Consider the following 21,965-nt stretch of genomic DNA (forward strand, 5'->3'; position numbering starts at 1 on the left):
GCAGGAGTGATTTCCGAGACTACTGAAAAGCCCATTTCCGGTCGAGATCTTTTTCAAAGGAAGTGGTCTTTTCAGTTGTTTCGGGCTCCTGTCAGATATTAATATAATAAGAAAAGGAGAACGAATATGTACAAAAGTTATTCCATGGAACTTGCAGGAAGAACACTGACTGTAGATATCGGACGTGTAGCGAAACAGGCCAATGGTGCTGCTCTTATGCACTACGGTGATACTACAGTCCTTGCTACTGCTACCGCATCCAAAGAGCCGAGAGAAGGGATCGATTTCTTCCCGTTAAGCGTTGAGTATGAGGAGAAGATGTATGCAGTAGGAAAGATCCCGGGAGGCTTCAACAAGAGAGAGGGTAAGGCAAGCGAGCATGCGATCCTTACTTCCCGTGTTATCGACCGTCCGATGCGTCCGCTGTTTCCAAAGGATTACAGAAATGACGTAACTCTGGTAGATATGGTCATGTCTGTTGATCCGGAATGCAATCCGGAGATCCCGGCTATGCTTGGTTCTTCCATTGCAACCTGTATTTCTGATATCCCATTTGACGGTCCATGCGCAACCACACAGGTTGGTATGATCGACGGCGAGTTTATCATCAACCCGACACTTGCACAGAAGGCAGTTTCTGATCTTCAGCTTACGGTTGCTTCTACAAGAGAGAAGGTTATCATGATCGAGGCCGGAGCTAATGAGATCCCGGAAGATAAGATGATCGAGGCTATCTACAAGGCTCATGAAGTGAACCAGGAGATCATCAAATTCATCGACCAGATCGTAGCAGAGTGCGGAAAAGAGAAACATTCCTACGAGTCCTGTGCAGTACCTCAGGAGCTTTTTGATGAGATCAAGAAGATCGTTCCTCCGGAAGAGATGGAGGTTGCCGTATTCTCTGATGACAAGCAGACACGTGAGAATAACATCAGCGAGATCACTGATAAGCTGAAAGAAGCTTTTGCAGACAATGAGGAATGGCTTGCCGTTCTCGGTGAGGCTGTATATCAGTACCAGAAGAAGACTGTCCGTAAGATGATCCTCAAAGATCATAAACGTCCGGACGGACGTGAGATCAGACAGATCCGTCCGCTGGCTGCAGAGACAGATATCATCCCGAGAGTTCATGGTTCTGCCATGTTCACAAGAGGACAGACTCAGATCTGTACCGTTACTACACTTGCTCCTCTTACAGAGGCACAGCGTCTTGACGGACTGGATGAGTTTGAGACATCCAAGAGATATATGCACCATTACAACTTCCCGTCCTACTCTGTAGGTGAGACCAAGCCTTCCAGAGGACCGGGACGTCGTGAGATCGGTCACGGAGCACTTGCTGAGAGAGCACTGGTACCGGTACTTCCTACAGAGGAAGAATTCCCATATGCGATCCGTACCGTATCTGAGACATTTGAGTCCAACGGCTCCACATCCCAGGCAAGTATCTGTGCATCTACCATGTCACTGATGGCTGCCGGTGTACCGATCAGAAAACCAGTTGCAGGTATTTCCTGCGGACTTGTTACAGGTGAAACAGACGATGATTACATCGTTCTTACAGATATCCAGGGCCTTGAGGACTTCTTCGGAGATATGGACTTCAAGGTAGCCGGAACACATGACGGAATCACAGCGATCCAGATGGATATCAAAATCCATGGTCTTACAAGACCGATCGTTGAGGAAGCGATCCGCAGAACAAAAGAGGCAAGAGAATATATCCTGACAGAAGTTATGGAGAAATGTATCGACAAGCCTCGTACAAGCGTTGGTGAGTTTGCTCCGAAGATCATCCAGATCCAGATTGACCCGCAGAAGATCGGTGATGTAGTCGGACAGAGAGGAAAGACTATCAACACGATCATCGAGCGTACAGGTGTGAAGATCGATATCACAGACGACGGCGCAGTTTCCATTTGCGGAACAGACCAGAAGGGTATGGATGAAGCAAAACGTATGATCGAGATCATCACTACCGAGTTTGAGGCAGGACAGATCTTTACAGGACGCGTAGTCAGCATCAAAGAGTTTGGCGCATTCCTTGAGTTTGCACCGGGCAAGGAGGGAATGGTACACATTTCCAAGATCTCCAAACAGAGGATCAACCGTGTTGAGGATGTTCTTACACTTGGCGACAAAGTTAAGGTTATCTGCCTTGGCAAGGACAAGATGGGAAGAATCAGCTTCAGCATGAAGGATGTACCGGAAGAAGCATAAATGATGAGATACCACAATATTACCAAGGACGATATGTTAAACGGAGACGGACTTCGTGTAGTGCTCTGGGTAGCCGGCTGTTCACACGGCTGCCGGGAGTGCCAGAATCCCATTACTTGGGATCCGAATGGAGGCCTGCCCTTTACGGACAGCGAGCGAGCTGAGATATTTGCAGAGCTGGACAAGGATTATATCAGCGGGATCACCTTCTCGGGAGGCGATCCTCTGCATCCTTCCAATATCGCTGAGGTAACAGCTCTTGCACGAGAGATCAGAGAGAAGTATCCGGATAAGACGATCTGGCTGTATACGGGTTCTCTCTGGGAAGAAATCCAGCAGTACGAGATCATCCATTATCTGGATGTATGCGTGGACGGGGAATTTCAGGTGGACAAGAAAGAGGTTCGTCTGAAATGGAAAGGCTCCTCAAATCAGAGGGTGATCGATGTACAGGCGTCACTTCGTGAGAACCGTGTGGTTTTGTACACGGAGTGATCAGAGGTTTTTTTGAAATTACCTATTGGGAGTGGAACGAAAAATGAAAAGAATTGCGAAATTTCACAAGGTAAGTTTTGAACAGTTTGCAAAGGACTGGAAGGATACCTTTGAACAGTATTCAGAAGAGGAGATCCGGAATATCTACGACAGTCTGAAGCTTCCGAAGAGAGCTACGACCGGAAGTGCAGGATATGATTTTTATGCACCTGTGGATGTGACCATGAAGCCAGGTGAGATCGTAAAGATACCGACCGGTATCCGTGTAGAGATGGAAGAGGGCTGGGTTCTGAAATGTTATCCGAGAAGCGGACTGGGATTTAAATTCCGGCTGCAGTTGAATAACACCGTGGGAATCATTGACAGCGATTATTTCTTTTCCGACAACGAAGGTCATATCTTTGCCAAGCTGACTAACGATACAAGAGAAGATAAAACGATCCAGATCCCGGCAGGAACCGGTTTTATGCAGGGGATCTTTGTGGAATACGGAATCACCGTGGATGACGATGCAGATGCAGTAAGAAACGGCGGCTTCGGAAGTACCACAAAATAAAACAAAAGCCCGGAAGGCGGAGGTGTGAAGACCACATACATCCGATTTTCCGGGCTTGTTTTGTGTAGTTACTGCTTTCCGATAAATGCACTGTTTAGCTGAGAGGTGCGTCTGCCTCCTCGTCTGCACGTGCTTTTTCCACGACTGCGTTAAAGGCATTTGCGGCAGCGTCGTACTCTTCATCATCTTCAATGTTTGCCAGCATCGGATCGCCGTTTGCTGTGCGGGAGAAGCTGTAGAGATAAACCTCACCGGTCTCATTCTGGCCGTTCTCATCCAGTGGGAGAAGTGCGATATATTCTTTGTTCTCTACAGGGAAAATAGTAAGGATGGCACATTCTACCTCAGTATCATCATCCATAGTCAGGGTGATGGTATGATGTGCCTCATCTACCCTGCTTTCACAGTTAGCTGTGCAGGAAGCGCAGTCACTTGGTGCACATCCGCTTTTGTTAAATTCATCACTCATAAAAAAATCCTCCGTTCTGCTGCTGCCTGTAAATAAGAGGGCAGCTCTGCATGATATAGAGAACATTTTAACAGATATGACGTAGAACAGCAACAAAATATTTGAGAGCCTGAGAAAACTTTCAAAATATTTTTTGCTTAATCCGACAATGTGAGATATAATAAAAATATGACGAAAAAATGAGGAGAAAATATAAAAATATGAAATTTATTTCCTGGAATGTAAATGGGATCCGGGCCTGTATCACCAAGGGCTTTGAGGAGCGCTTTCATGAGCTGGATGCGGATATTTTCTGTCTGCAGGAGACGAAATGTCAGCAGGGACAGGTGAAGCTGGAACTTCCCGGATATCATCAGTACTGGAACTACGCAAACCGCAGAGGCTATTCAGGTACAGCCATTTTTACAAAGAGGGAGCCATTGTCTGCAGTTTACGGGATTGGGATAGAGGAGCATGATAAAGAAGGACGTGTCATCACGCTGGAATTCGATGAGTATTATTTTGTGACTGTATATACTCCCAACTCCCAGAGCGAGCTCCGCCGTCTGGAATACCGTATGAAATGGGAAGAGGATTTTTTGGCTTATCTTCTGAAACTGCAGGAGAAGAAACCGGTGATCTGCTGTGGCGACCTTAATGTGGCACATCAGGAGATCGATCTCAAGAACCCGAAGACCAACCGCAAAAATGCAGGCTTTACTGATGAAGAGAGAGCCTGCTTTACCAGAGCCCTTGAGAGTGGCTTTATTGATACATTCCGCTATTTTTATCCGGATAAAGAGGGCGTTTACTCCTGGTGGTCCTACCGTTTCCGTGCACGAGAGAAGAACGCCGGCTGGCGTATCGACTATTTCCTTGTTTCCCCTTCCCTGAAAGAAAAGCTTCAGGATGCGAAGATCCACGGAGAGATCATGGGATCCGATCATTGCCCGGTTGAGCTGGATATTGATCTGTGACGGATCCGGCGAAAAGGATTTCTATGGATTTGAATAATAAAAAGAGAAAAGGAGGAGTTGCCTTGGCAAGCCGCAGATTAGGTCGAGTGGAGAAAGGTCAGCCGCTGATACTTGGAGCCAACAAAATGGAGGGCGGTTATAATTTTGCAGTGGAGGCATCGGAGGATTCTGAAGTATCCCTGCTTTTATATAAAAAAAGAGGAGCTGCCGCACCGGTGGAGATCGTTTTTCCAAAGGATTTCCATACAGGACGTGTGTGGGCACTGAAGCTGTGCAGTGCTTCTCTGAAGGAGTTTGAATATAATTATAAAATAGACGGTGAGATCGTGCAGGATCCGTATGCATACGGACTTCACGGGAGAGAGCATTTCGGAGTACCTTACGATCCGGAAAAGGAGGTCCGCTGTCGCTTCCTTAATGAGAATGTTTCCGGCTGGGAAAATGAAACTGCACCGGCAGTAGAATATGAAAATATGATCCTGTACAAGCTTCATGTCCGTGGTTATACGAAGCTTGCCAGAAAGATGGTTTCCCATAAGGGGACTTTTCTTGGCCTGACAGAGATGATCCCTTACTGGAAAGAACTTGGGATCAATGCCATTGAACTGATGCCTGCCTATGAATTCTGTGAGGTTCCGATCAATAAACCGAAGGAAGGCAGTGAACACATCAAGACCCGTCGAAAGGAAAATGTAGTGAATTACTGGGGCTATGCATCCGGCTTCTATTTCAGCCCGAAGAGTGCTTACTGCAGCACCAGAGAACCGGAGCAGGAATTTCGGTATATGATCCGGGAGCTGCACAAGAACGGCATTGCCTGTATCATGGAATTCTATTTTCCGGAGGAAACAGACAGCCTGATGGCTCTTCGAGCTTTGCAGTTCTGGAGAGATTTTTACCATGTAGATGGATTTCATGTGCTGGGAGAGGGCTTTAACCGGGAGATGCTTCTTCGGGATGGAATCCTTTCCGGAGCAAAACTGATCTTCCAGGGCTTTGATTTTGATCATTTTTACAGAGGAAAGCTCCCGGCCAGACGTTGCGGAGCGGAGAGCAATATGAATTTTCTCCAGGATATGCGCCGTTTCCTGAAAAGCGATGAAGGTATGGTGGAGGCTGCAGCATGGCATATCCGTCATAACAGCGAGAATCATGGAGTGATCAATTACATGGTCTGCCAGGACGGGTTTACCATGAATGACCTGGTGAGCTACAATTATAAACATAACGAGGCCAATGGCGAAGGCAATCAGGACGGAAGCAGCTATAATTATTCCTGGAACTGCGGTGTGGAAGGCCCTACCCGTAAGGTTTCCGTCCGTCAGATGAGGGAACGCCAGATCAAAAATGCCTTTCTGATGATGCTGCTGAGTCAGGGTGTTCCCATGATCTATCACGGCGATGAATTCGGCAATTCCCAGAGCGGAAACAATAATGCCTACTGTCAGGATAATGCTACCGGCTGGACAGACTGGAAGGGCCTTTCCAGAAACCAGGGACTGAGGGAATTTGTAAAGGATGCCATTGCTTTTCGTAAAGCCCATCCCGTTCTTCATATGCCGGTGGAACTGAAAGGGGTAGATTATCTGACCAAGGGGTTCCCGGATGTGTCTCTTCACGGGGAACGTGCCTGGTATCTGAGCTATGAGAATACCAGCAGGCTTCTTGGTATGATGTACTACGGAGCCTATGCAAGGGAAAAAGAGGATCTGGAGGCTGCAGAGGATGATTTTATTTACATCGGCTATAATTTCCACTGGGAAAACCGGAGCCTTGCTCTGCCCAATCTCCCGGAAGGCATGTGCTGGAAAAAAATCGCAGATACCTCTCTTCACGGAACAGGATTCTGTCTGGAGGAGGAAGAAGAATATAAAAAATCAATCGAAATAGGCCCCCGCGCCATTGTGGTATTGCTGGGCAGACAGGAGGCGGAGAAAGATGCGATCATGGCACCCGTGGCTGCACTTCAGGACCATCACGAGGCATAAGCTTCTGGTGATGAAATATTGTTTTCGTATCGGGTTATATAAGCAGGGGTTGCTTCATGACCTGTCCAAATATTCCCCGACGGAATTTCTGGTAGGCTGTAAATATTATCAGGGTACAAGAAGCCCCAACAACGCAGAACGTGAGGCAACCGGCGTATCCATGTCCTGGCTGCACCATAAGGGAAGAAACAGACACCATTTTGAACATTGGGTAGACTATTCCCTTGACGGTGAGCATGTGATCATGGGAGCCAGAATGCCCAGAAAATATGTGGCGGAAATGGTCATGGACCGGATCAGTGCTTCCAGAAACTATCTGGGAGAGGAATATACCTATCATGAACCATTGCAGTATTTTCTGAAAAGCAAGGAGAAGCTGTGGTTTATCCACCCACAGACAAAGAAAGAGCTGGAGGGACTTCTCCGGATCCTGGATAAATACGGAGAGGATAAGACCCTGTGGTATATCCGCAATGTATATCTATGTGATAACCGCGGAAAAAAAGTGAAAAGCCCTGGGAAAAAGCTTCGAAATCACAGATAGGGGTGTATTTTTGGCAAGTTGTCTGATATAATATTCAGATATCAGGAGGAAGAATGAATGGATACACCAACAATTGCGAAATACTATAGAGAGAAAGATCCCATGGAGCGCCTGAAGCTTCTGGAGCAGTCCATTGCAGCAGGAGAAGAACCGGAAGAAAACAGGATCCGCAAGGAACTCTGGGAGATCCGTTACAGCGATAAAGCTGAGACTGGTGATACCAGGGCAGACGGTTATCTCGGTCTCTGGATGACCATGGAGTTTAACCGGAATTCCGCTTCCAGATTCTTTGGTACAAGAAGTGCGAAGAAAGAGATAGGCAAGTATCTTAAGAAGCTGAAATTTCAGGAGTTCCAGGAAAAGGGCGGCCTTTATGAGGAGCTTCTTTACCGGGAATGCTGTCATCTGGTTCTGGTCTACATGGATCTCTGTCAGACAGATAAATCCTATAACACAACGATTTTCGGCCTGATCCACATCAAGGAGGACAGTGCGAAGGCCAAGGTCCAGAGAGACATCAGGGAAACAGCTGTGGAGCTTCCGGCTAATCTTGGAATGGAAGCTGAGCTTGGAATCATCACAAGAGCTGCCAGAGAGATCTACAGGCAGTATTATCCCAACGAAGGAAACATTTAGGAGGCCGGAGAGCTTCCGTTTCAGGCTGTCTGACTACTCAGGCAGCCTTTTGTTGCCATGCATCCGATAAAATATTCTGAGATTTTTTGAACGAAGATTCATATCGGGTGTGAAGAGAAACATTCAGGAGGTTACTATTTTATGAATCCCAATCATCTGAACGCATATGAAGTCCTGAAGGAAGAGGAGCTTCAGGATATTCATTCAAAAGGATGGCTTCTGAGACACAAAAAAACAGGAGCCAGAGTGATGCTCATCGAGAATAGTGATGAGAATAAGGTTTTTAACATTGCATTCCGTACACCGCCGAAAAACAGCACAGGTGTTGCTCACATACTGGAACACAGCGTACTGTGCGGCTCCAGGGAATTTCCGCTTAAGGATCCTTTTGTGGAGTTGGTAAAAGGTTCTCTTAATACCTTCCTTAATGCCATGACCTATCCGGATAAGACCTGCTACCCGGTAGCAAGCTGCAATGACCGGGATTTCCAGAATCTGATGCATGTATATCTGGATGCCGTGTTCTATCCGAATATTTACAAAAAAGAAGAGATCTTCCGTCAGGAAGGCTGGAACTACCATCTGGAGAAAAAAGAAGGCCCGCTGAAATACAACGGTGTCGTTTACAATGAAATGAAGGGTGCTTTTTCCTCACCGGACGATGTTCTGGAGAGAGAGATCATGAATTCTCTGTTCCCGGATACCACCTATGGCTGTGAGTCCGGCGGAGATCCGGTAAATATCCCGGATCTCAGTTACGAGGAATTTCTGGATTTTCACAGACAATATTATCATCCGTCCAACAGTTTTATCTATCTCTATGGAAACATGGATATGGAGGAGAAACTGGAGTTTATTGACAGCCATTATTTGTCTGCTTTTGATTCCCTTACTATTGATTCCGAGATCCGGGATCAGGAAGCTTTTGCCCAGGTAAAAGATATCCGGAAAAATTATCCGGTATCAGAGGACGAAGGAGAAGAGGATAACACCTATCTTTCCTACAATATGGTTGTGGGCGAGGCAGCAGATATCAACTTAAGTCTTGCTTTCGAGGTTCTGGATTACGCACTTTTAAGCGCACCTGGTGCACCGCTGAAGCAGGCACTTCTGGATGCAAAGATCGGCAAAGATATCTATGGTTCTTTTGAGGATGGCATCAAACAGACCTATTTCTCCATCGTGGCAAAGGGAGCCAACTTAAGCCAGAAAGAGGAATTTGTCAAAGTGATCCGTGACACCCTCACAAAGATCGCAGAGGAAGGCATCGACAAAAAGGCGGTAACAGCCGGAATCAATTACTATGAATTCCGTTTCCGCGAAGCAGATTTTTCTTCCTATCCGAAGGGGCTGATGTATGGCCTGGATATTTTAAGCAGCTGGCTTTATGATGATACGAAGCCGTTCTGTGAGGTGCAGCTTCTGGAGGGCTTTGAGTTCCTTAAGAAAGCCCTGGAAGAGGGATATTTTGAGGAGCTGATCCGAAAATATCTTCTGGGCAACACTCATGGTGCAATCCTTTCCTTGGTACCGGAGAAGGGCCTTGCAGCAAAGAGGGATAAGGAACTGGAAGAAAAGCTGGAGAATTACAGAAAGAGCCTTTCTGATGAAGAGCTTACCCGGATGGTAGAGCACACCAAAGCGCTGGAGGCTTATCAGGAAGCGGAGGAAGCTCCGGAAGCGCTGACCTGCATCCCCATGCTCTCCAGAGAAGACATCAAAAAAGAGATCACAGGGCTGACAAACGAGGAGCACCATGTGGAGGACAGCTTGTTTCTGTATCATGATGTGTGCACCAATGGTATCGGTTATGCGGATCTTCTTTTTGAGATCCATGACTTTGATGTTGATACAGTCCATTATCTGGGACTTCTGAAATCTGTGCTTGGTGCAGTGGATACGGAGAATTACACGTATGGCGAGCTGTTTAATGAAGTGAATGCGAGAACCGGCGGTATTGCCTATGGGATAGAGGTTTTTGATGATGCCCAGGATACCGATGCATTCCGTGCCATGTTTGCCGTAAGAGGAAAAGCGTTATATCCGGAGATGGATTTCATGTTTTCCATGATCCGGGAGGTTCTTACAACTTCGAAGCTGGATGACACCAAACGTCTCTACGAGATCATTGCCAGAGTGAGATCCAGAGCCCAGGCCAGCCTTGCAAGTGCAGGCCATTCCACCGCCGTTCTCCGTGGTGCTTCCTACGCATCTCCGATGGCGGCATTCCAGGATGAGATGGCAGGAATCGGATATTATCAGTTTATCGAAAAACTGGAGAAGGATTTTGACAGCTGCAAGGATGAGATCGTGAAAAATCTCCGTAAGGTGATGGAAGAGGTCCTTCGTCCGGAGAATTTCTGTGTAAGCTATACTGGAGAGAGAGAATCTCTGGATGTAGTAAAAGCACAGGCTGCCGGGATCAAAAAAGTCTTGTTTAACGGACAGAAGCCGGAGTCTGTGAAGCAGGCCCCCTGCATAAAGAAAAACGAAGCCTTCAAGACTTCCGGCCAGGTCCAGTATGTGGCACAGAACGGAAACTTCCGCAAAAAAGGCCTGGAGTATACCGGTGCACTGGAGATCCTGAAAGTGATCTTAAGCTACGATTATCTCTGGATCAACCTTCGTGTAAAGGGTGGAGCGTATGGCTGCATGAGCGGCTTTAAGAGAAACGGAGAGAGCTTCCTGGTATCCTACCGTGATCCCCATCTAAAGAGAACCCTGGAAGTATACCAGGGAGTGCCGGATTATATCCGTGCCTTTGAGGCAGACGAGCGTGAGATGACAAAATATATCATCGGAACGATCAGCAACAAGGATGTGCCGAGAACTCCGCAGATGCAGGGAAGTATCTCAAAAACCGCATATTTCTCCAATGTTACAGAGGATATGCTCCAGAAGGAAAGAAATCAGATCCTCGGAGCGCAGAAGGAGGATATCCAGAAACTGGCAGCTCTTGTAGAAGCAGTACTTTCCGATGATCAGATCTGCGTAGTAGGAAGTGAGACTGCAATAGAGAAGGCGGAAGATGTATTCATGGAAGTGAAGCCACTGATCGGCTGAGGAGAAACAAAGCCTGCTGTCCGTTAAATGGGATAGCAGGCTGTGAAAGGATTATGAGAGGATAAAGAATGGATAACAATTTTAGATCAGGCTTTGTTGCGATCATCGGAAGACCGAATGTTGGAAAATCCACGCTGATGAACCATCTTATCGGACAGAAGATCGCCATCACATCAAACAAGCCACAGACAACCAGAAACAAGATACAGACCGTGTATACCTGTGATGAGGGACAGATCGTATTTTTGGACACACCGGGTATCCACAAGGCAAAAAACAAGCTTGGAGAATACATGGTACAGGTTGCGGAGAGAACCCTGAAGGAAGTAGATGCCATTATGTGGCTGGTGGAGCCATCCACATTCGTAGGTGCGGGAGAGCGCCACATTGCCGAGCAGCTGCAGAAGGTTGGAGTTCCTGTGATTCTCATCATCAACAAGATCGATACGGTAAAAAAAGAAGAGCTTCTTCCTGCGATCGATACCTACCGTAAGATCTGTGATTTTGCAGAGATCATTCCTTGCTCTGCCCTCCGCGGAAAAAACACACAGGATATCATTCCAAGTATTTTCAAATATCTTCCGTACGGACCGATGTTCTATGATGAAGATACTGTTACCGACCAGCCTCAGCGCCAGATCGCCGCAGAGATTATCCGTGAGAAGGCTCTGCATGCACTGGATGAGGAGATCCCTCACGGAATCGCCGTTGCCATCGACCGGATGAAGAAACGTCCGGGAAGAAGCAACATCATAGATATTGATGCGACCATCATCTGCGAGCGTAATTCCCACAAAGGCATCATCATCGGAAAACAGGGTGCCATGCTGAAAAAGATCGGAAGCAATGCCCGCTATGAGCTGGAGCGTATGCTGGAAGCAAAGGTAAACCTAAAGCTCTGGGTCAAGGTGACTAAGAACTGGAGAGACAGTGATTTCCTGATCAAGAACTTTGGATATGATAAGAAAGAAATCTGAAAATGAGTGATCTGATTACCGTACAGGGAGTGGTACTTTCTGCCATGCCGGTAGGGGATTATGACAAGCGGATCGTCCTTCTCACAAGAGAGAGGGGGAAGATCTCCGCTTTTGCCAAGGGAGCGAGACGGCAGAACAGTCCGTTCATGGCAGCAGCTAACCCGTTTGTATTCGGAAGCTTTACTCTTTATGAGGGAAGGACAAGCTATAATCTGAACCAGGTCAGCGTGCAGCATCATTTTGTGGAGCTGGCCACCCGGCAGCCGGGGGTTTACTATGGATATTATTTTCTGGAGCTGGCAGATTATTTTGGCAAAGAGGGAACGGATGAGAAGGAGATGATGAATCTTCTCTATGTGACCATCAAAGCCATTTTGAATCCTCATATAGAAGACCGGCTGGTGCGCTGTATCTATGAACTGCGGACTATGGTGAGCCAGGGCGTGATGCCGCAGCTGTTTCAGTGTGCGGGCTGCGGGAGAGAGCTTACGGAGGAAGAAACCGGAGAACTTTTTTTCTCCCAGGACGAGCATGGGATCCTGTGTGCGGACTGCAGTAGGATGGCCATGGACAGGAAACGGATCTCAGCGGCTGCCCTGTATGCCATGCGCTACATAGCCGTGTCCCCCCTGGCAAAGCTGTATACGTTTACAGTGCGGGATGATGTGCTGCGGGAACTGGAACGCCACATTTACCGGTATACGGAGCTGAATACAGACAAGCGGTTTAAAAGTCTGGAGATCCTGGAATTGATGAGATAGATCACTGCCGGCTGCGGAATAACCGTAACGATTTATTTTTCAAAAGCAGGACAGGATGCAATGCAAATGGAAATATCCTTGAAAAATCATGAGGATACTAGTATAATAAGACCAAAAATGTAAAAAAGCAGCTTTTTCCGGAGCTTTCCGGACGCATTTGGCGGAACAGCTGCAAGTCAAGAGGAGAGAAATCATGGAAAAGACAATGGAAAAGATCGTAGCTCTTGCAAAAGCCAGAGGATTTGTTTACCCGGGTTCCGAGATCTACGGCGGCCTGGCAAACACATGGGATTATGGAAATCTCGGTGTAGAGCTTAAAAATAACGTAAAACGTGCATGGTGGCAGAAATTCATTCAGGAGTCTCCATACAATGTAGGTGTTGACTGTGCGATCCTTATGAACCCGCAGACATGGATCGCTTCCGGACATCTTGGCGGATTTTCTGATCCTCTTATGGACTGTAAAGAGTGCCACGAGCGTTTCCGTGCAGATAAGCTCATTGAGGACTTTTGTGCAGAGCATGACATTGCCATTGAGGGAAGCGTAGATGCATGGTCCCAGGAGAAGATGATGGACTTCATCAAAGAACACGAGGTAGGATGTCCGAGCTGTGGTAAACACAACTTCACAGATATCCGTCAGTTCAACCTGATGTTCAAGACATTCCAGGGTGTTACCGAAGATGCCAAGAATACTGTATATTTAAGACCGGAGACTGCACAGGGTATTTTCGTAAACTTCAAGAACGTACAGAGAACATCCCGTAAAAAGATCCCGTTTGGTATCGGCCAGATCGGTAAATCCTTCCGTAACGAGATCACACCGGGTAACTTCACATTCCGTACCCGTGAGTTCGAGCAGATGGAGCTTGAGTTCTTCTGCGAGCCGGATACAGATCTTGAGTGGTTTGCATACTGGAAGAAGTTCTGCCTTGACTGGCTGAGTGCTCTCGGACTTAAGGATGATGAGGTTCGTTACCGTGACCATGATAAGGAAGAGCTGAGCTTCTACAGCAAGGCTACCACAGATGTGGAATTCCTTTTCCCATTCGGATGGGGTGAGCTCTGGGGAATCGCTGACAGAACAGATTATGACCTGACACAGCATCAGAATGTATCCGGCCAGGATCTCACATACTTTGATGATGAGAAGAAACAGAAATATATCCCATACGTTATCGAGCCATCACTTGGAGCAGACCGTATGGTACTTGCTTTCCTCTGCAGCGCTTACGATGAGGAAGTTCTGGATGAAGAGAAGAACGATGTCCGTACAGTCCTTCATTTCCATCCGGTACTTGCACCGGTTAAGATCGGTGTGCTTCCGCTTTCCAAGAAGCTTAACGAGGGTGCTGAGAAGATCTACCAGCAGCTTTCCAAGAAGTACAACTGTGAGTACGATGACCGTGGAAATATCGGTAAACGTTACCGCAGACAGGATGAGATCGGTACTCCGTTCTGTATCACTTATGACTTCGAGTCTGAGAATGACGGTGCAGTTACAGTCCGTGACCGTGACACTATGGAGCAGGTACGTGTGAAGATCGATGAGCTTGATGCATACTTTGCTGATAAATTTACATTTTAAGTAAATAAATTTTTTAATAAAAAACCTCCGGTTATTTTCTGGCCGGAGGCTTTTTTTCAATAAGTCTGTTTTTCATCCGCCAGTTTCTTGGCGACATTCCGTATACATTTTTGAAAGCCCGGGAAAAATGCAGCTGATTGGGATATCCGACTGCATTTCCGATATCTGCGATAGACAGGGCTGTGATCTTAAGAAGTTCTGCAGCTTTGGTCATGCGATAGCTGATCAGGAATTCCTGGGGAGAACGTCCGATGGTGTCGTGGAAGATCTTACCGAAGTAGCTTCGGTTCAGGCCGCAGCAGGCTGCGATATCCTCAATGGAAATATCATTTTGGAAATTCTGTTCAATAAAAGAGAGCGCCTCCTTGATATAAAAATCACGGATACTTCCATCCTGTTTCATGCGGACAGTTTCAGTAGAGCGCATAAAGTAATCCAGAAAAAGCCAGGTATGTCCGATAAGATGAAAGGGTGATTCCTGGGAATTATGGCTGATATAAAGCATTTCCTCCATCATTTTCTGGCGGAGATCTGCAGAGTGGCTGTGATAGACCGGATGGTCCGGACTTAAACCTGCAGTTTCCACGATCTCTTTTGCCCGGAGCCCGTCAAATTCCACCCAGGTGTACTCCCATGGAAAGTCGGTATCTGCAATGTAGGTGTTGATCTGACCGGGAAAAAGCATGAAACCCTGGCCGCTTTTTACCTGATAGGTGATGGTCTCTCCTGCGGAATTGTCTGCCATCAGAGTTCCGGTACCGGAGATCACATAATGAAAAATATAATGGTTTCGTGCGGCCGGGCCGAATGAATGTGCCGGAGCGCAGTGCTCCCAGCCGTATTGGTATAGTCCGATATCAACAAAGTTTTCATTTGGAAAAACGGAGAAGAGAAGGTCATTCATATTTTTATCCTTTAGGCGTATGATTTTGTCTGGTTTCAGTAACATTATATATTAAAACAGCAGGGAACTTCAACATATGTATAAAAATGCAATTACAAAAACAGCCTGTAAAATATACTAAAAAGAGGAGGATAATCGATAAAACTTTGTGAGAAAATTAAGTTTCTCGAGAAACTTGTTGATTTTCGATAAATTCGGAATATACTAATTTTAGATAAAAGTAGTGATATAGGCGTAAAATATATCAAAATGCTAGATGACTTTAATGAAGACAGAGAAAAATTGCATTTTGGTATAAAACAAGAAAAACACTGCTATTTATGCAAGCATAAAGCTATGTTAAAATAGCTTTCAGAAAAAAGAAACCAGAGAATAAGTATTGGAGAGCCCGGATAGCCATATCAGTTAAATGGGTGATATCCGACTTATCAAATAAAAGGAAAAGGAAGGAGCATTACAAGATGCGCAACAGAAGTAAATGGATCCTCTGTATGGGACTTGCCTTTACCATGGCAGCTTCCGTTACATTGAGCGGATGCGGCACAGGTAAAAAGGACAGCGGAAAGACAGAGATCGAACTTGTGCAGTATAAACCGGAAGCGGTTAAGGCATTTGAAAAACTGGAAGAAAAATTCAATGCCACTCATGATGATATCCATCTTACCATCGAATCACCAAACGATGCTATGACTGTATTGAAGACAAGATTTATCCGTGAGGATAATCCGGATATCATTGGAATCGGAGGCGATGTTAACTTTTCCAATTTTATTGATTCTGATATGCTGATGGATATTTCCGATTATCAGGGACTGGATTCGATCAAAGATGCATATAAAGAAATTGATAAAGCGCTGGAATTCGTTCCGGAAGACGGAGTCTATGCGGTTCCTTACGTGGCCAATGCCGCCGGAATCCTTTACAATCGTGAGCTTTTCAAGGAGCATGGCTGGCAGATTCCGACTACATGGGATGAATTTATGAGCCTTTGCCAGGAAATTCAGGATGCAGGTATCCAGCCGCTTTATTTCGGATTTAAAGATACCTGGACCTGTCTTGCACCGTGGAATTCTATTGCGGTAGATCTTGCACCAGCCGATGTATGCCGCCAGGTAAACCAGGGAAACACTACTTTTGCAAAAGAGTATAAGGAAGTAGCAGACCGTATGCTGGAGCTTATCCAGTATGGACCGGATGATCCCTTTGCCTATGATTACAATGGAGCCTGCACCGCTTTTGCAAAAGGGGAGGCTGCCATGTATCCCATCGGAAGCTATGCGATCCCACAGATTCAGAGTGTAAATCCGGATATGGATATTGATTCTTTTGTAACACCGGCAAGCAATGATCCGTCAGAAAACAAACTGAATTCCGGAGTTGACCTTCAGTTCTGTGTGATGGATGACTGTGAGAATAAGGAAGCTGCATATGAAGTGCTGGATTTCCTTCTTGAGGATGAGAATATACAGACATATCTGGATGACCAGAAGGCAGTTCCCTGTAAAGAGGGTGATTTCACACTTCCCTCTACTCTGGATGGTATGAAGGAATACATAGAAGAGGGAAGGATGGCCGACTACCAGGATCATTATTATCCTACAGAGATGGCTGTGGATGCACAGATCCAGACCTTCCTGATGAAAAAGGATAAAGATGCATTCCTGAAAAAATTTGATACAGACTGGACAAGATATAACCGTGACATTATCCGTAAAGTACAGGACTATGAGGAGAAGAACGGGGAAGGAGAGAACTGATCATGGGAAAAAAATCTATGAGTGGAAGAAAGCTGACCTTTCTTCTGATCACCATTCCGATCGTGGCATTATTTTTCTGCTTTAACACACTGCCTCTGATCAAGGGTGTGATCTACAGCTTTACGAACTTTAAAGGCTATGGAAGCTATGACTGGGTAGGACTTCGAAACTATAAGGATCTTTTTACAGACAGCCGTGTTGGCGGTTCCTATCTGTTTACCTTTAAGCTGGCCATCGTGGCAACTATCGTAACGAATGTACTCAGCCTGATCCTGGCACTTGGACTGAACAGCAAGATCCGTTTCAAGAGTGCAATGCGTGGAGCTTATTTTATTCCTAATGTACTTGGCGCACTGGTCGTAGGATATATTTTCAATTATTTCTTTACATATATCCTGCCTGCATTCGGAAAGATGGTCGGAAATAAAACATTGTCTTCCAGCATGCTTTCCAGTACGAGCTTGGCATGGGTTGCCATCGTGATCGTGTGTGCATGGCAGTCCATTGCAATGAATACGATCATCTACATTTCCGGTCTTCAGACAGTGCCGGAGGATGTATACGAGGCAGGCGCTATTGATGGTGCTACCGGATTCAGCAAGTTCCGTTACCTGACATTCCCGCTGATCGTTCCGTTTTTCAGCATCAACATGGTTCTCTGTGTGAAAAACTTCCTGATGGTATTTGATCAGATCATGGCTTTGACAAAGGGTGGTCCTGCACAGAGTACAGAATCCATTTCCTATCTGATCTATAACAATGGTATGAGTGGCGGTCAGTTTGGATTCCAGAGTGCCAATGCGGTTATATTCTTTATTGTGATCGTGATCATTTCTGCAGTGCAGTTGACTATCACAGGGAAAAAGGAGGAGCAGCTGTAATGAAAACGAAAGTAAGAGAAAAAGCGAACTGGCCGGTAACGATCCTTCTGATCCTTGGCCTTATCACAGTGGTATTTCCGCTTTATATGACAATTGTGATCGCATTCAAGCAGCCGACAGAGATGACCAACAGTGTAGCCGGGATCCTGTCTCTGCCAGAGAAATTCAGTCTTGCCAATTTCAGGGAAGCTATGGAGGTAACAGACTTCTGGCATTCTCTTGGAAACAGTGTATTGATCACTGTGATCACAGTGGTTCTTGCTATTGTAATTCATTCACTTTTAGGTTATGCTATAGCCAGAAACAAGAGAAGTAAATTTTATAAATTTATCTATCTCTATGTAGTGAGCGGTATGTTTGTTCCGTTTGCTATCCTGATGATGCCGCTTGTAAAGCAGACTGCTGAGATGGGCCTTGATAACAAAGTCGGTGTGATCATTCTTTACACGGTATTTTATATGCCTATGAACGTGCTTCTTTATTCCGGATATCTGACAAACATTCCAATGGCCCTTGAGGAGGCTGCCTGTGTGGATGGAGCCAGCACCTGGAAAACATATTGGAAGATCATCTTTCCGATCATGAAGCCGATGCATGCCACAGTGGCAGTTCTGACAGCACTTGGAACCTGGAATGATGTTATGACTCCATTGGTTATCATGTCCGGATCTACGGGTGGAACCACATTGCCTCTGGCACAGCTGAATTTCCAGACTCAGTTCGGAACAAACTATAACCTTGCGTTTGCCTCTTATCTGCTGGCACTGCTTCCGATCCTTCTGTTTTATCTGATCTGCCAGAAGCATATTTTAAATGGTGTTGTAAACGGTGCCGTAAAATAAAAACACAAGAAAAAGGAGGATTCACATATGGGAATCATCTACTGCGAGAAAGACAGAACGTTTACCCTGCAGACAAAAGAAACTACATATCAGATGCAGGTGGATCAGTACGGATTTCTTCTTCATCTCTATTATGGTAAAAAGGCAGAAGGCTGCATGGATTATCTTCTGACCTACTATGACAGAGGATTTTCCGGAAATCCCTATGATGCGGGAACAGACAGAACCTATTCCATGGACTCTCTTCCACAGGAGCTTTCCTGCTACGGAAACGGAGATTTCCGCAGTGCATCACTGATGCTGGAAAACGGTGACGGAAGCATGAGCTGTGATATGCGTTACAAGAACTATACTATCCGTGACGGTAAATACAGCCTTCCGGGGCTTCCGGCGGTTTATGCAGATAATGATGAGGCACAGACTCTGGAGATCGTACTGGAGGATCCGGCTACTGGCGTGGAGGCCATGCTTCTTTACGGTGTACTTCCGGAACTGGATATCATTACAAGAAGCGTCTATATCCGCAATCAGAGCAGTGAGAAGATCTATGTGAACAAGGTGATGTCCGCAGAACTGGATTTTCTTTACGGAGATTATGACCTGCTTACTTTTTACGGAAGACATGCCATGGAGCGGAATCTGCAGAGAGTACCGGTGGCTCATGGAAGTCAGATGATCGGCAGTGTCCGTGGCACATCCAGCCATCAGTATAATCCGATGATGATCCTGGCAGAGAAGGACACAACAGAGGATCATGGAGGCTGCTATGCTATGTCCTTTGTATATAGTGGAAATTTCCAGGGTGAGGTTCTTAAAGATCAGTACAATCAGACAAGAATGCTCCTTGGTGTACAGGAGGAGTGCTTCCGGTATCCGCTGGAAGCCGGGGAGACCTTCTATGCACCTGAGGTGATCTTAAGCTACACAGATCAGGGAATGAACCGTCTTTCCCAGAATCTGCACAGCTGCATCCGTCATCATATCTGCCGTGGTAAATATAAGACAGAGGTCCGTCCGGTGCTGGTAAACAGCTGGGAGGCAGCATATTTTGATTTTACAGGGGAGACTTTATATAATCTGGCAAAAGAGGCAAGGAGCCTTGGTATCGATATGCTGGTTCTGGATGACGGCTGGTTTGGAAAACGTGACGATGACAACAGTGGTCTTGGGGATTGGTATGTCAATGAGAAGAAGCTTGGAGAGACTCTCGGCGGACTGGTAAAAAGAGTCAATGACCTTGGAGTGAAATTCGGTATCTGGATCGAGCCTGAGATGATCTCTGAGGACAGTGATCTTTACCGTGAGCATCCGGACTGGGCACTTACGATTCCGGGAAGAAAACCAGTGAGATCCAGAAATCAGCTGGTACTTGATTTTTCCAGAAAAGAAGTTGTAGACGGAATCTTTGGACAGATCAGTGCGGTATTGGATAATGCCAATATTGAGTACGTTAAATGGGACATGAATCGAAGCCTGATGGATGTATTTTCCGTAATGACCAAGGATCAGGGACGTGTAATGTATGATTATGTCCTGGGATTGTACGATTTTCTGGATCGTATGGTGAACCGTTATCCGGATCTTCTGATCGAGGGCTGCAGCGGCGGCGGCGGAAGATTTGACGCAGGTATGCTGTATTACACACCGCAGATCTGGTGCAGCGACAACTCCGATGCTATAGACAGGCTTCGGATCCAGTATGGCACTTCCTTCGGATATCCGGTATCGGCCATGGGAGCACATGTATCTGCAGTGCCGAACCATCAGACAGGAAGGATCACTCCGTTACATACCAGAGGTGTGGTTGCTATGTCCGGAACCTTCGGCTACGAGCTGGATCTTCTGAAGCTGACTGAGGAAGAAAAAGATGAGGTCCGCAGCCAGATCGGGGAATTCCGTAAATATGCGCCACTGATCCAGAACGGACGGTACTATCGTCTGACAGATCCGTTTAAGAGTGAGGTCTGTGCATGGGAGATCGTTGGAAATTCTCAGGAAGAAGTTCTGCTCAATGTTGTCATGGAGGAGATCCATGGAAATATGACTGTGAATTATGTGCAGCTTCGCGGCCTTGATGAGAGTGCACTTTATAAGGAACAGACTACCGGCAGGATCTATTCCGGAGCTGCTCTGATGCATGGTGGAATGCCGCTTCCTGCAGAGTTTGGGGAGTACAGAGCTTATCAGTATCATTTTGTGAGAGAATAAGAGCGTATTGAGACAGTAAGATAAATAAAAGGATCCGTCATACAGACAGCTGAAAAAGCTGATGTATGGCGGATCTTTTTTTATCATAGCTCAGTGTACGGTGATCTGATAGCTCTTGATAAATTCCTCATCCGGTTTCAGCACATTGATATTTGCTTTTTCGGAAAGAGGCTTTTCAAAACCACAGTCATCACAGCGTCCCATCCACGGCTCCAGGCATACGAAGGGAGCACCGGGTACGGACCAGATACCGAAATTCGGGAAGCCCTCACTGGTAAGTGTCAGATATGGAGTTCCGTCCGGGAAGAGGATACCGGCCTTTTGGATCTGGCCGTTATCAAAAACAAGAGCGTCTTTATCAAACATATGAGGAGCAATGGAACAGGTTCCGTTTTCAAGGGAAAGTGTATGTGGCTCGTCAGCAAGGACTGTTCCTACAGACGTATCGATAAGGAGATAGGTAAGAGTGTCCAGGCCTTCAAAAGCAAGACGGTAATCACTCTGGGATTCGCCTTCACGTACCGGAACACGGAATGCCGGATGGCCGCCGATGGTAAAATACATAGTTTCAGAATCATTATTAACTACTTCCCAGCATACTTCCAGGTCGTGCTTCTTCAGAGTGTAGGTGATCTTCAGAGCGAAAGCAAACGGATAAACATTCAGGGTTTCTTCAGAGGACTTAAGGACAAAGGAAAGGGAAGTATCGGTGATATCCGTGCAGATAAAATCGCTGTCTCTTGCAAAGCCGTGCTGGCTGGAAGGATATTCCTTTCCGTTCAGACGCCAGATATCTTTGTAGTTACGTCCCACGTTGGGAAAAAGTACAGGCGCATGGCGTTTCCAGTAAGCCGGATCTGCCTGCCAGAGGATCTCCCTGTCATTAGTCTTGTCATAGATGCCGGTGAGTTCAGCACCGTGATCGGAAACGGAAATCTTAAGAAAGCTATTTTCAATCGTTCGTGTCATGATAAACCTCCTGTATGACAGCATTCGGGTAATATTACCTCGGAATTGCTGCATGTTTTTTTCTATTTTAGCACATTTTTCAGATGATAACGAGAAAAATACAATCTGTGAAAAATATAACTGGAAAATCTGTCATATTTCACAAGAGAAA

Annotated in this window: 18 protein-coding genes; 15 read left to right on the top strand and 3 right to left on the bottom strand. The window is 46.2% G+C overall.

Annotation, left to right across the window (positions count from 1 at the left end):
* The first annotated feature begins 126 nt into the window (after nucleotides 1-126).
* From LKD46_RS05255 to LKD46_RS05265, 3 genes are read left to right on the top strand one after another with little or no spacing between them, the layout of a single operon-like run.
* Complete coding sequence (locus LKD46_RS05255) at nucleotides 127-2,220, top strand: polyribonucleotide nucleotidyltransferase (protein ID WP_044961197.1); 2,094 nt, start codon at nucleotides 127-129, stop codon at nucleotides 2,218-2,220.
* Between the two features lie 3 nt (nucleotides 2,221-2,223).
* Entirely contained in the window at nucleotides 2,224-2,715 is a 492-nt protein-coding gene (gene nrdG / locus LKD46_RS05260; protein WP_044961222.1) for an anaerobic ribonucleoside-triphosphate reductase activating protein, read from the top strand.
* 43 nt (nucleotides 2,716-2,758) lie between these two features.
* On the top strand, nucleotides 2,759-3,271 hold the full coding sequence (locus tag LKD46_RS05265; protein ID WP_015525804.1) for a dCTP deaminase/dUTPase family protein: 513 nt from the start codon (nucleotides 2,759-2,761) through the stop codon (nucleotides 3,269-3,271).
* Between the two features lie 94 nt (nucleotides 3,272-3,365).
* Here LKD46_RS05265 and LKD46_RS05270 read toward each other — a convergent pair whose 3' ends face one another.
* The gene (locus LKD46_RS05270; RefSeq protein ID WP_110102005.1) at nucleotides 3,366-3,740 is read right to left on the bottom strand and encodes a DUF1292 domain-containing protein; all 375 of its coding nucleotides are present in this window, start codon (nucleotides 3,738-3,740) and stop codon (nucleotides 3,366-3,368) included.
* A 200-nt stretch (nucleotides 3,741-3,940) separates the two neighbouring features.
* On the opposite strand from LKD46_RS05270, the gene LKD46_RS05275 reads away from it, so the two are divergent.
* The 8 genes from LKD46_RS05275 to LKD46_RS05310 all read left to right on the top strand — a co-directional run bounded on the left by LKD46_RS05275 (nucleotide 3,941) and on the right by LKD46_RS05310 (nucleotide 14,253).
* On the top strand, nucleotides 3,941-4,696 hold the full coding sequence (locus LKD46_RS05275; RefSeq protein WP_110102004.1) for an exodeoxyribonuclease III: 756 nt from the start codon (nucleotides 3,941-3,943) through the stop codon (nucleotides 4,694-4,696).
* Between the two features lie 62 nt (nucleotides 4,697-4,758).
* Entirely contained in the window at nucleotides 4,759-6,684 is a 1,926-nt protein-coding gene (locus LKD46_RS05280) for a Type II secretory pathway, pullulanase PulA and related glycosidase (protein ID WP_227573899.1), read from the top strand.
* Complete coding sequence (locus LKD46_RS05285; RefSeq protein WP_021977109.1) at nucleotides 6,635-7,228, top strand: DUF5662 family protein; 594 nt, start codon at nucleotides 6,635-6,637, stop codon at nucleotides 7,226-7,228. Before LKD46_RS05280 ends, LKD46_RS05285 begins: the two co-directional genes overlap by 50 nt.
* A gap of 57 nt (nucleotides 7,229-7,285) precedes the next feature.
* Nucleotides 7,286-7,864: a DUF6553 family protein gene (locus LKD46_RS05290; RefSeq protein ID WP_110102003.1), complete on the top strand. Its 579-nt coding sequence runs from the start codon at nucleotides 7,286-7,288 to the stop codon at nucleotides 7,862-7,864.
* Between the two features lie 141 nt (nucleotides 7,865-8,005).
* A complete protein-coding gene (locus LKD46_RS05295; RefSeq protein ID WP_110102002.1) occupies nucleotides 8,006-10,927 on the top strand; it encodes an insulinase family protein in 2,922 nt (973 codons plus the stop codon).
* 68 nt (nucleotides 10,928-10,995) lie between these two features.
* A complete protein-coding gene (era, locus tag LKD46_RS05300; RefSeq protein WP_015525809.1) occupies nucleotides 10,996-11,904 on the top strand; it encodes a GTPase Era in 909 nt (302 codons plus the stop codon).
* A 2-nt stretch (nucleotides 11,905-11,906) separates the two neighbouring features.
* Nucleotides 11,907-12,665, top strand: a complete 759-nt coding sequence (recO, locus tag LKD46_RS05305) for a DNA repair protein RecO (RefSeq protein WP_110102001.1) — start codon at nucleotides 11,907-11,909, stop codon at nucleotides 12,663-12,665.
* Between the two features lie 193 nt (nucleotides 12,666-12,858).
* On the top strand, nucleotides 12,859-14,253 hold the full coding sequence (locus tag LKD46_RS05310; RefSeq protein WP_092069375.1) for a glycine--tRNA ligase: 1,395 nt from the start codon (nucleotides 12,859-12,861) through the stop codon (nucleotides 14,251-14,253).
* Between the two features lie 31 nt (nucleotides 14,254-14,284).
* Here the strand turns inward: LKD46_RS05310 and LKD46_RS05315 are convergent, their stop codons facing one another.
* Complete coding sequence (locus LKD46_RS05315) at nucleotides 14,285-15,157, bottom strand: AraC family transcriptional regulator (protein WP_022426301.1); 873 nt, start codon at nucleotides 15,155-15,157, stop codon at nucleotides 14,285-14,287.
* 461 nt (nucleotides 15,158-15,618) lie between these two features.
* On the opposite strand from LKD46_RS05315, the gene LKD46_RS05320 reads away from it, so the two are divergent.
* The 4 genes from LKD46_RS05320 to LKD46_RS05335 are packed head-to-tail and all read left to right on the top strand — an operon-like array spanning nucleotide 15,619 to nucleotide 20,845.
* Nucleotides 15,619-16,914 (top strand): ABC transporter substrate-binding protein, encoded by a 1,296-nt coding sequence (locus LKD46_RS05320; protein ID WP_015525814.1) that lies wholly within the window; start codon nucleotides 15,619-15,621, stop codon nucleotides 16,912-16,914.
* A 2-nt stretch (nucleotides 16,915-16,916) separates the two neighbouring features.
* Complete coding sequence (locus LKD46_RS05325) at nucleotides 16,917-17,795, top strand: carbohydrate ABC transporter permease (protein ID WP_110102000.1); 879 nt, start codon at nucleotides 16,917-16,919, stop codon at nucleotides 17,793-17,795.
* Nucleotides 17,795-18,637: a carbohydrate ABC transporter permease gene (locus tag LKD46_RS05330; protein WP_015525816.1), complete on the top strand. Its 843-nt coding sequence runs from the start codon at nucleotides 17,795-17,797 to the stop codon at nucleotides 18,635-18,637. Before LKD46_RS05325 ends, LKD46_RS05330 begins: the two co-directional genes overlap by 1 nt.
* Nucleotides 18,638-18,664: 27 nt before the next feature.
* Nucleotides 18,665-20,845 (top strand): alpha-galactosidase, encoded by a 2,181-nt coding sequence (locus LKD46_RS05335; protein WP_110101999.1) that lies wholly within the window; start codon nucleotides 18,665-18,667, stop codon nucleotides 20,843-20,845.
* A 90-nt stretch (nucleotides 20,846-20,935) separates the two neighbouring features.
* On the opposite strand, the gene LKD46_RS05340 is transcribed toward LKD46_RS05335, so the two are convergent.
* A complete protein-coding gene (locus LKD46_RS05340; protein ID WP_015525818.1) occupies nucleotides 20,936-21,814 on the bottom strand; it encodes an aldose 1-epimerase family protein in 879 nt (292 codons plus the stop codon).
* Nucleotides 21,815-21,965 lie beyond the last annotated feature (151 nt).

The sequence above is a fragment of the Blautia fusiformis genome (assembly GCF_020686995.1).
GTDB classification, from domain to species: Bacteria; Bacillota; Clostridia; order Lachnospirales; family Lachnospiraceae; genus Blautia_A; species Blautia_A fusiformis.

Excerpts from the sequence above, each read along its gene's own strand:
- LKD46_RS05255 (WP_044961197.1), top strand. The coding sequence starts at position 127 with ATGTACAAAAGTTATTCCATGGAACTTGCAGGAAGAACACTGACTGTA.
- nrdG (WP_044961222.1), top strand. The coding sequence starts at position 2,224 with ATGAGATACCACAATATTACCAAGGACGATATGTTAAACGGAGACGGA.
- LKD46_RS05265 (WP_015525804.1), top strand. The coding sequence starts at position 2,759 with ATGAAAAGAATTGCGAAATTTCACAAGGTAAGTTTTGAACAGTTTGCA.
- LKD46_RS05270 (WP_110102005.1), bottom strand. The coding sequence starts at position 3,740 with ATGAGTGATGAATTTAACAAAAGCGGATGTGCACCAAGTGACTGCGCT.
- LKD46_RS05275 (WP_110102004.1), top strand. The coding sequence starts at position 3,941 with ATGAAATTTATTTCCTGGAATGTAAATGGGATCCGGGCCTGTATCACC.
- LKD46_RS05285 (WP_021977109.1), top strand. The coding sequence starts at position 6,635 with ATGCGATCATGGCACCCGTGGCTGCACTTCAGGACCATCACGAGGCAT.
- LKD46_RS05290 (WP_110102003.1), top strand. The coding sequence starts at position 7,286 with ATGGATACACCAACAATTGCGAAATACTATAGAGAGAAAGATCCCATG.
- LKD46_RS05295 (WP_110102002.1), top strand. The coding sequence starts at position 8,006 with ATGAATCCCAATCATCTGAACGCATATGAAGTCCTGAAGGAAGAGGAG.
- era (WP_015525809.1), top strand. The coding sequence starts at position 10,996 with ATGGATAACAATTTTAGATCAGGCTTTGTTGCGATCATCGGAAGACCG.
- recO (WP_110102001.1), top strand. The coding sequence starts at position 11,907 with ATGAGTGATCTGATTACCGTACAGGGAGTGGTACTTTCTGCCATGCCG.
- LKD46_RS05310 (WP_092069375.1), top strand. The coding sequence starts at position 12,859 with ATGGAAAAGACAATGGAAAAGATCGTAGCTCTTGCAAAAGCCAGAGGA.
- LKD46_RS05315 (WP_022426301.1), bottom strand. The coding sequence starts at position 15,157 with ATGAATGACCTTCTCTTCTCCGTTTTTCCAAATGAAAACTTTGTTGAT.
- LKD46_RS05320 (WP_015525814.1), top strand. The coding sequence starts at position 15,619 with ATGCGCAACAGAAGTAAATGGATCCTCTGTATGGGACTTGCCTTTACC.
- LKD46_RS05325 (WP_110102000.1), top strand. The coding sequence starts at position 16,917 with ATGGGAAAAAAATCTATGAGTGGAAGAAAGCTGACCTTTCTTCTGATC.
- LKD46_RS05330 (WP_015525816.1), top strand. The coding sequence starts at position 17,795 with ATGAAAACGAAAGTAAGAGAAAAAGCGAACTGGCCGGTAACGATCCTT.
- LKD46_RS05335 (WP_110101999.1), top strand. The coding sequence starts at position 18,665 with ATGGGAATCATCTACTGCGAGAAAGACAGAACGTTTACCCTGCAGACA.
- LKD46_RS05340 (WP_015525818.1), bottom strand. The coding sequence starts at position 21,814 with ATGACACGAACGATTGAAAATAGCTTTCTTAAGATTTCCGTTTCCGAT.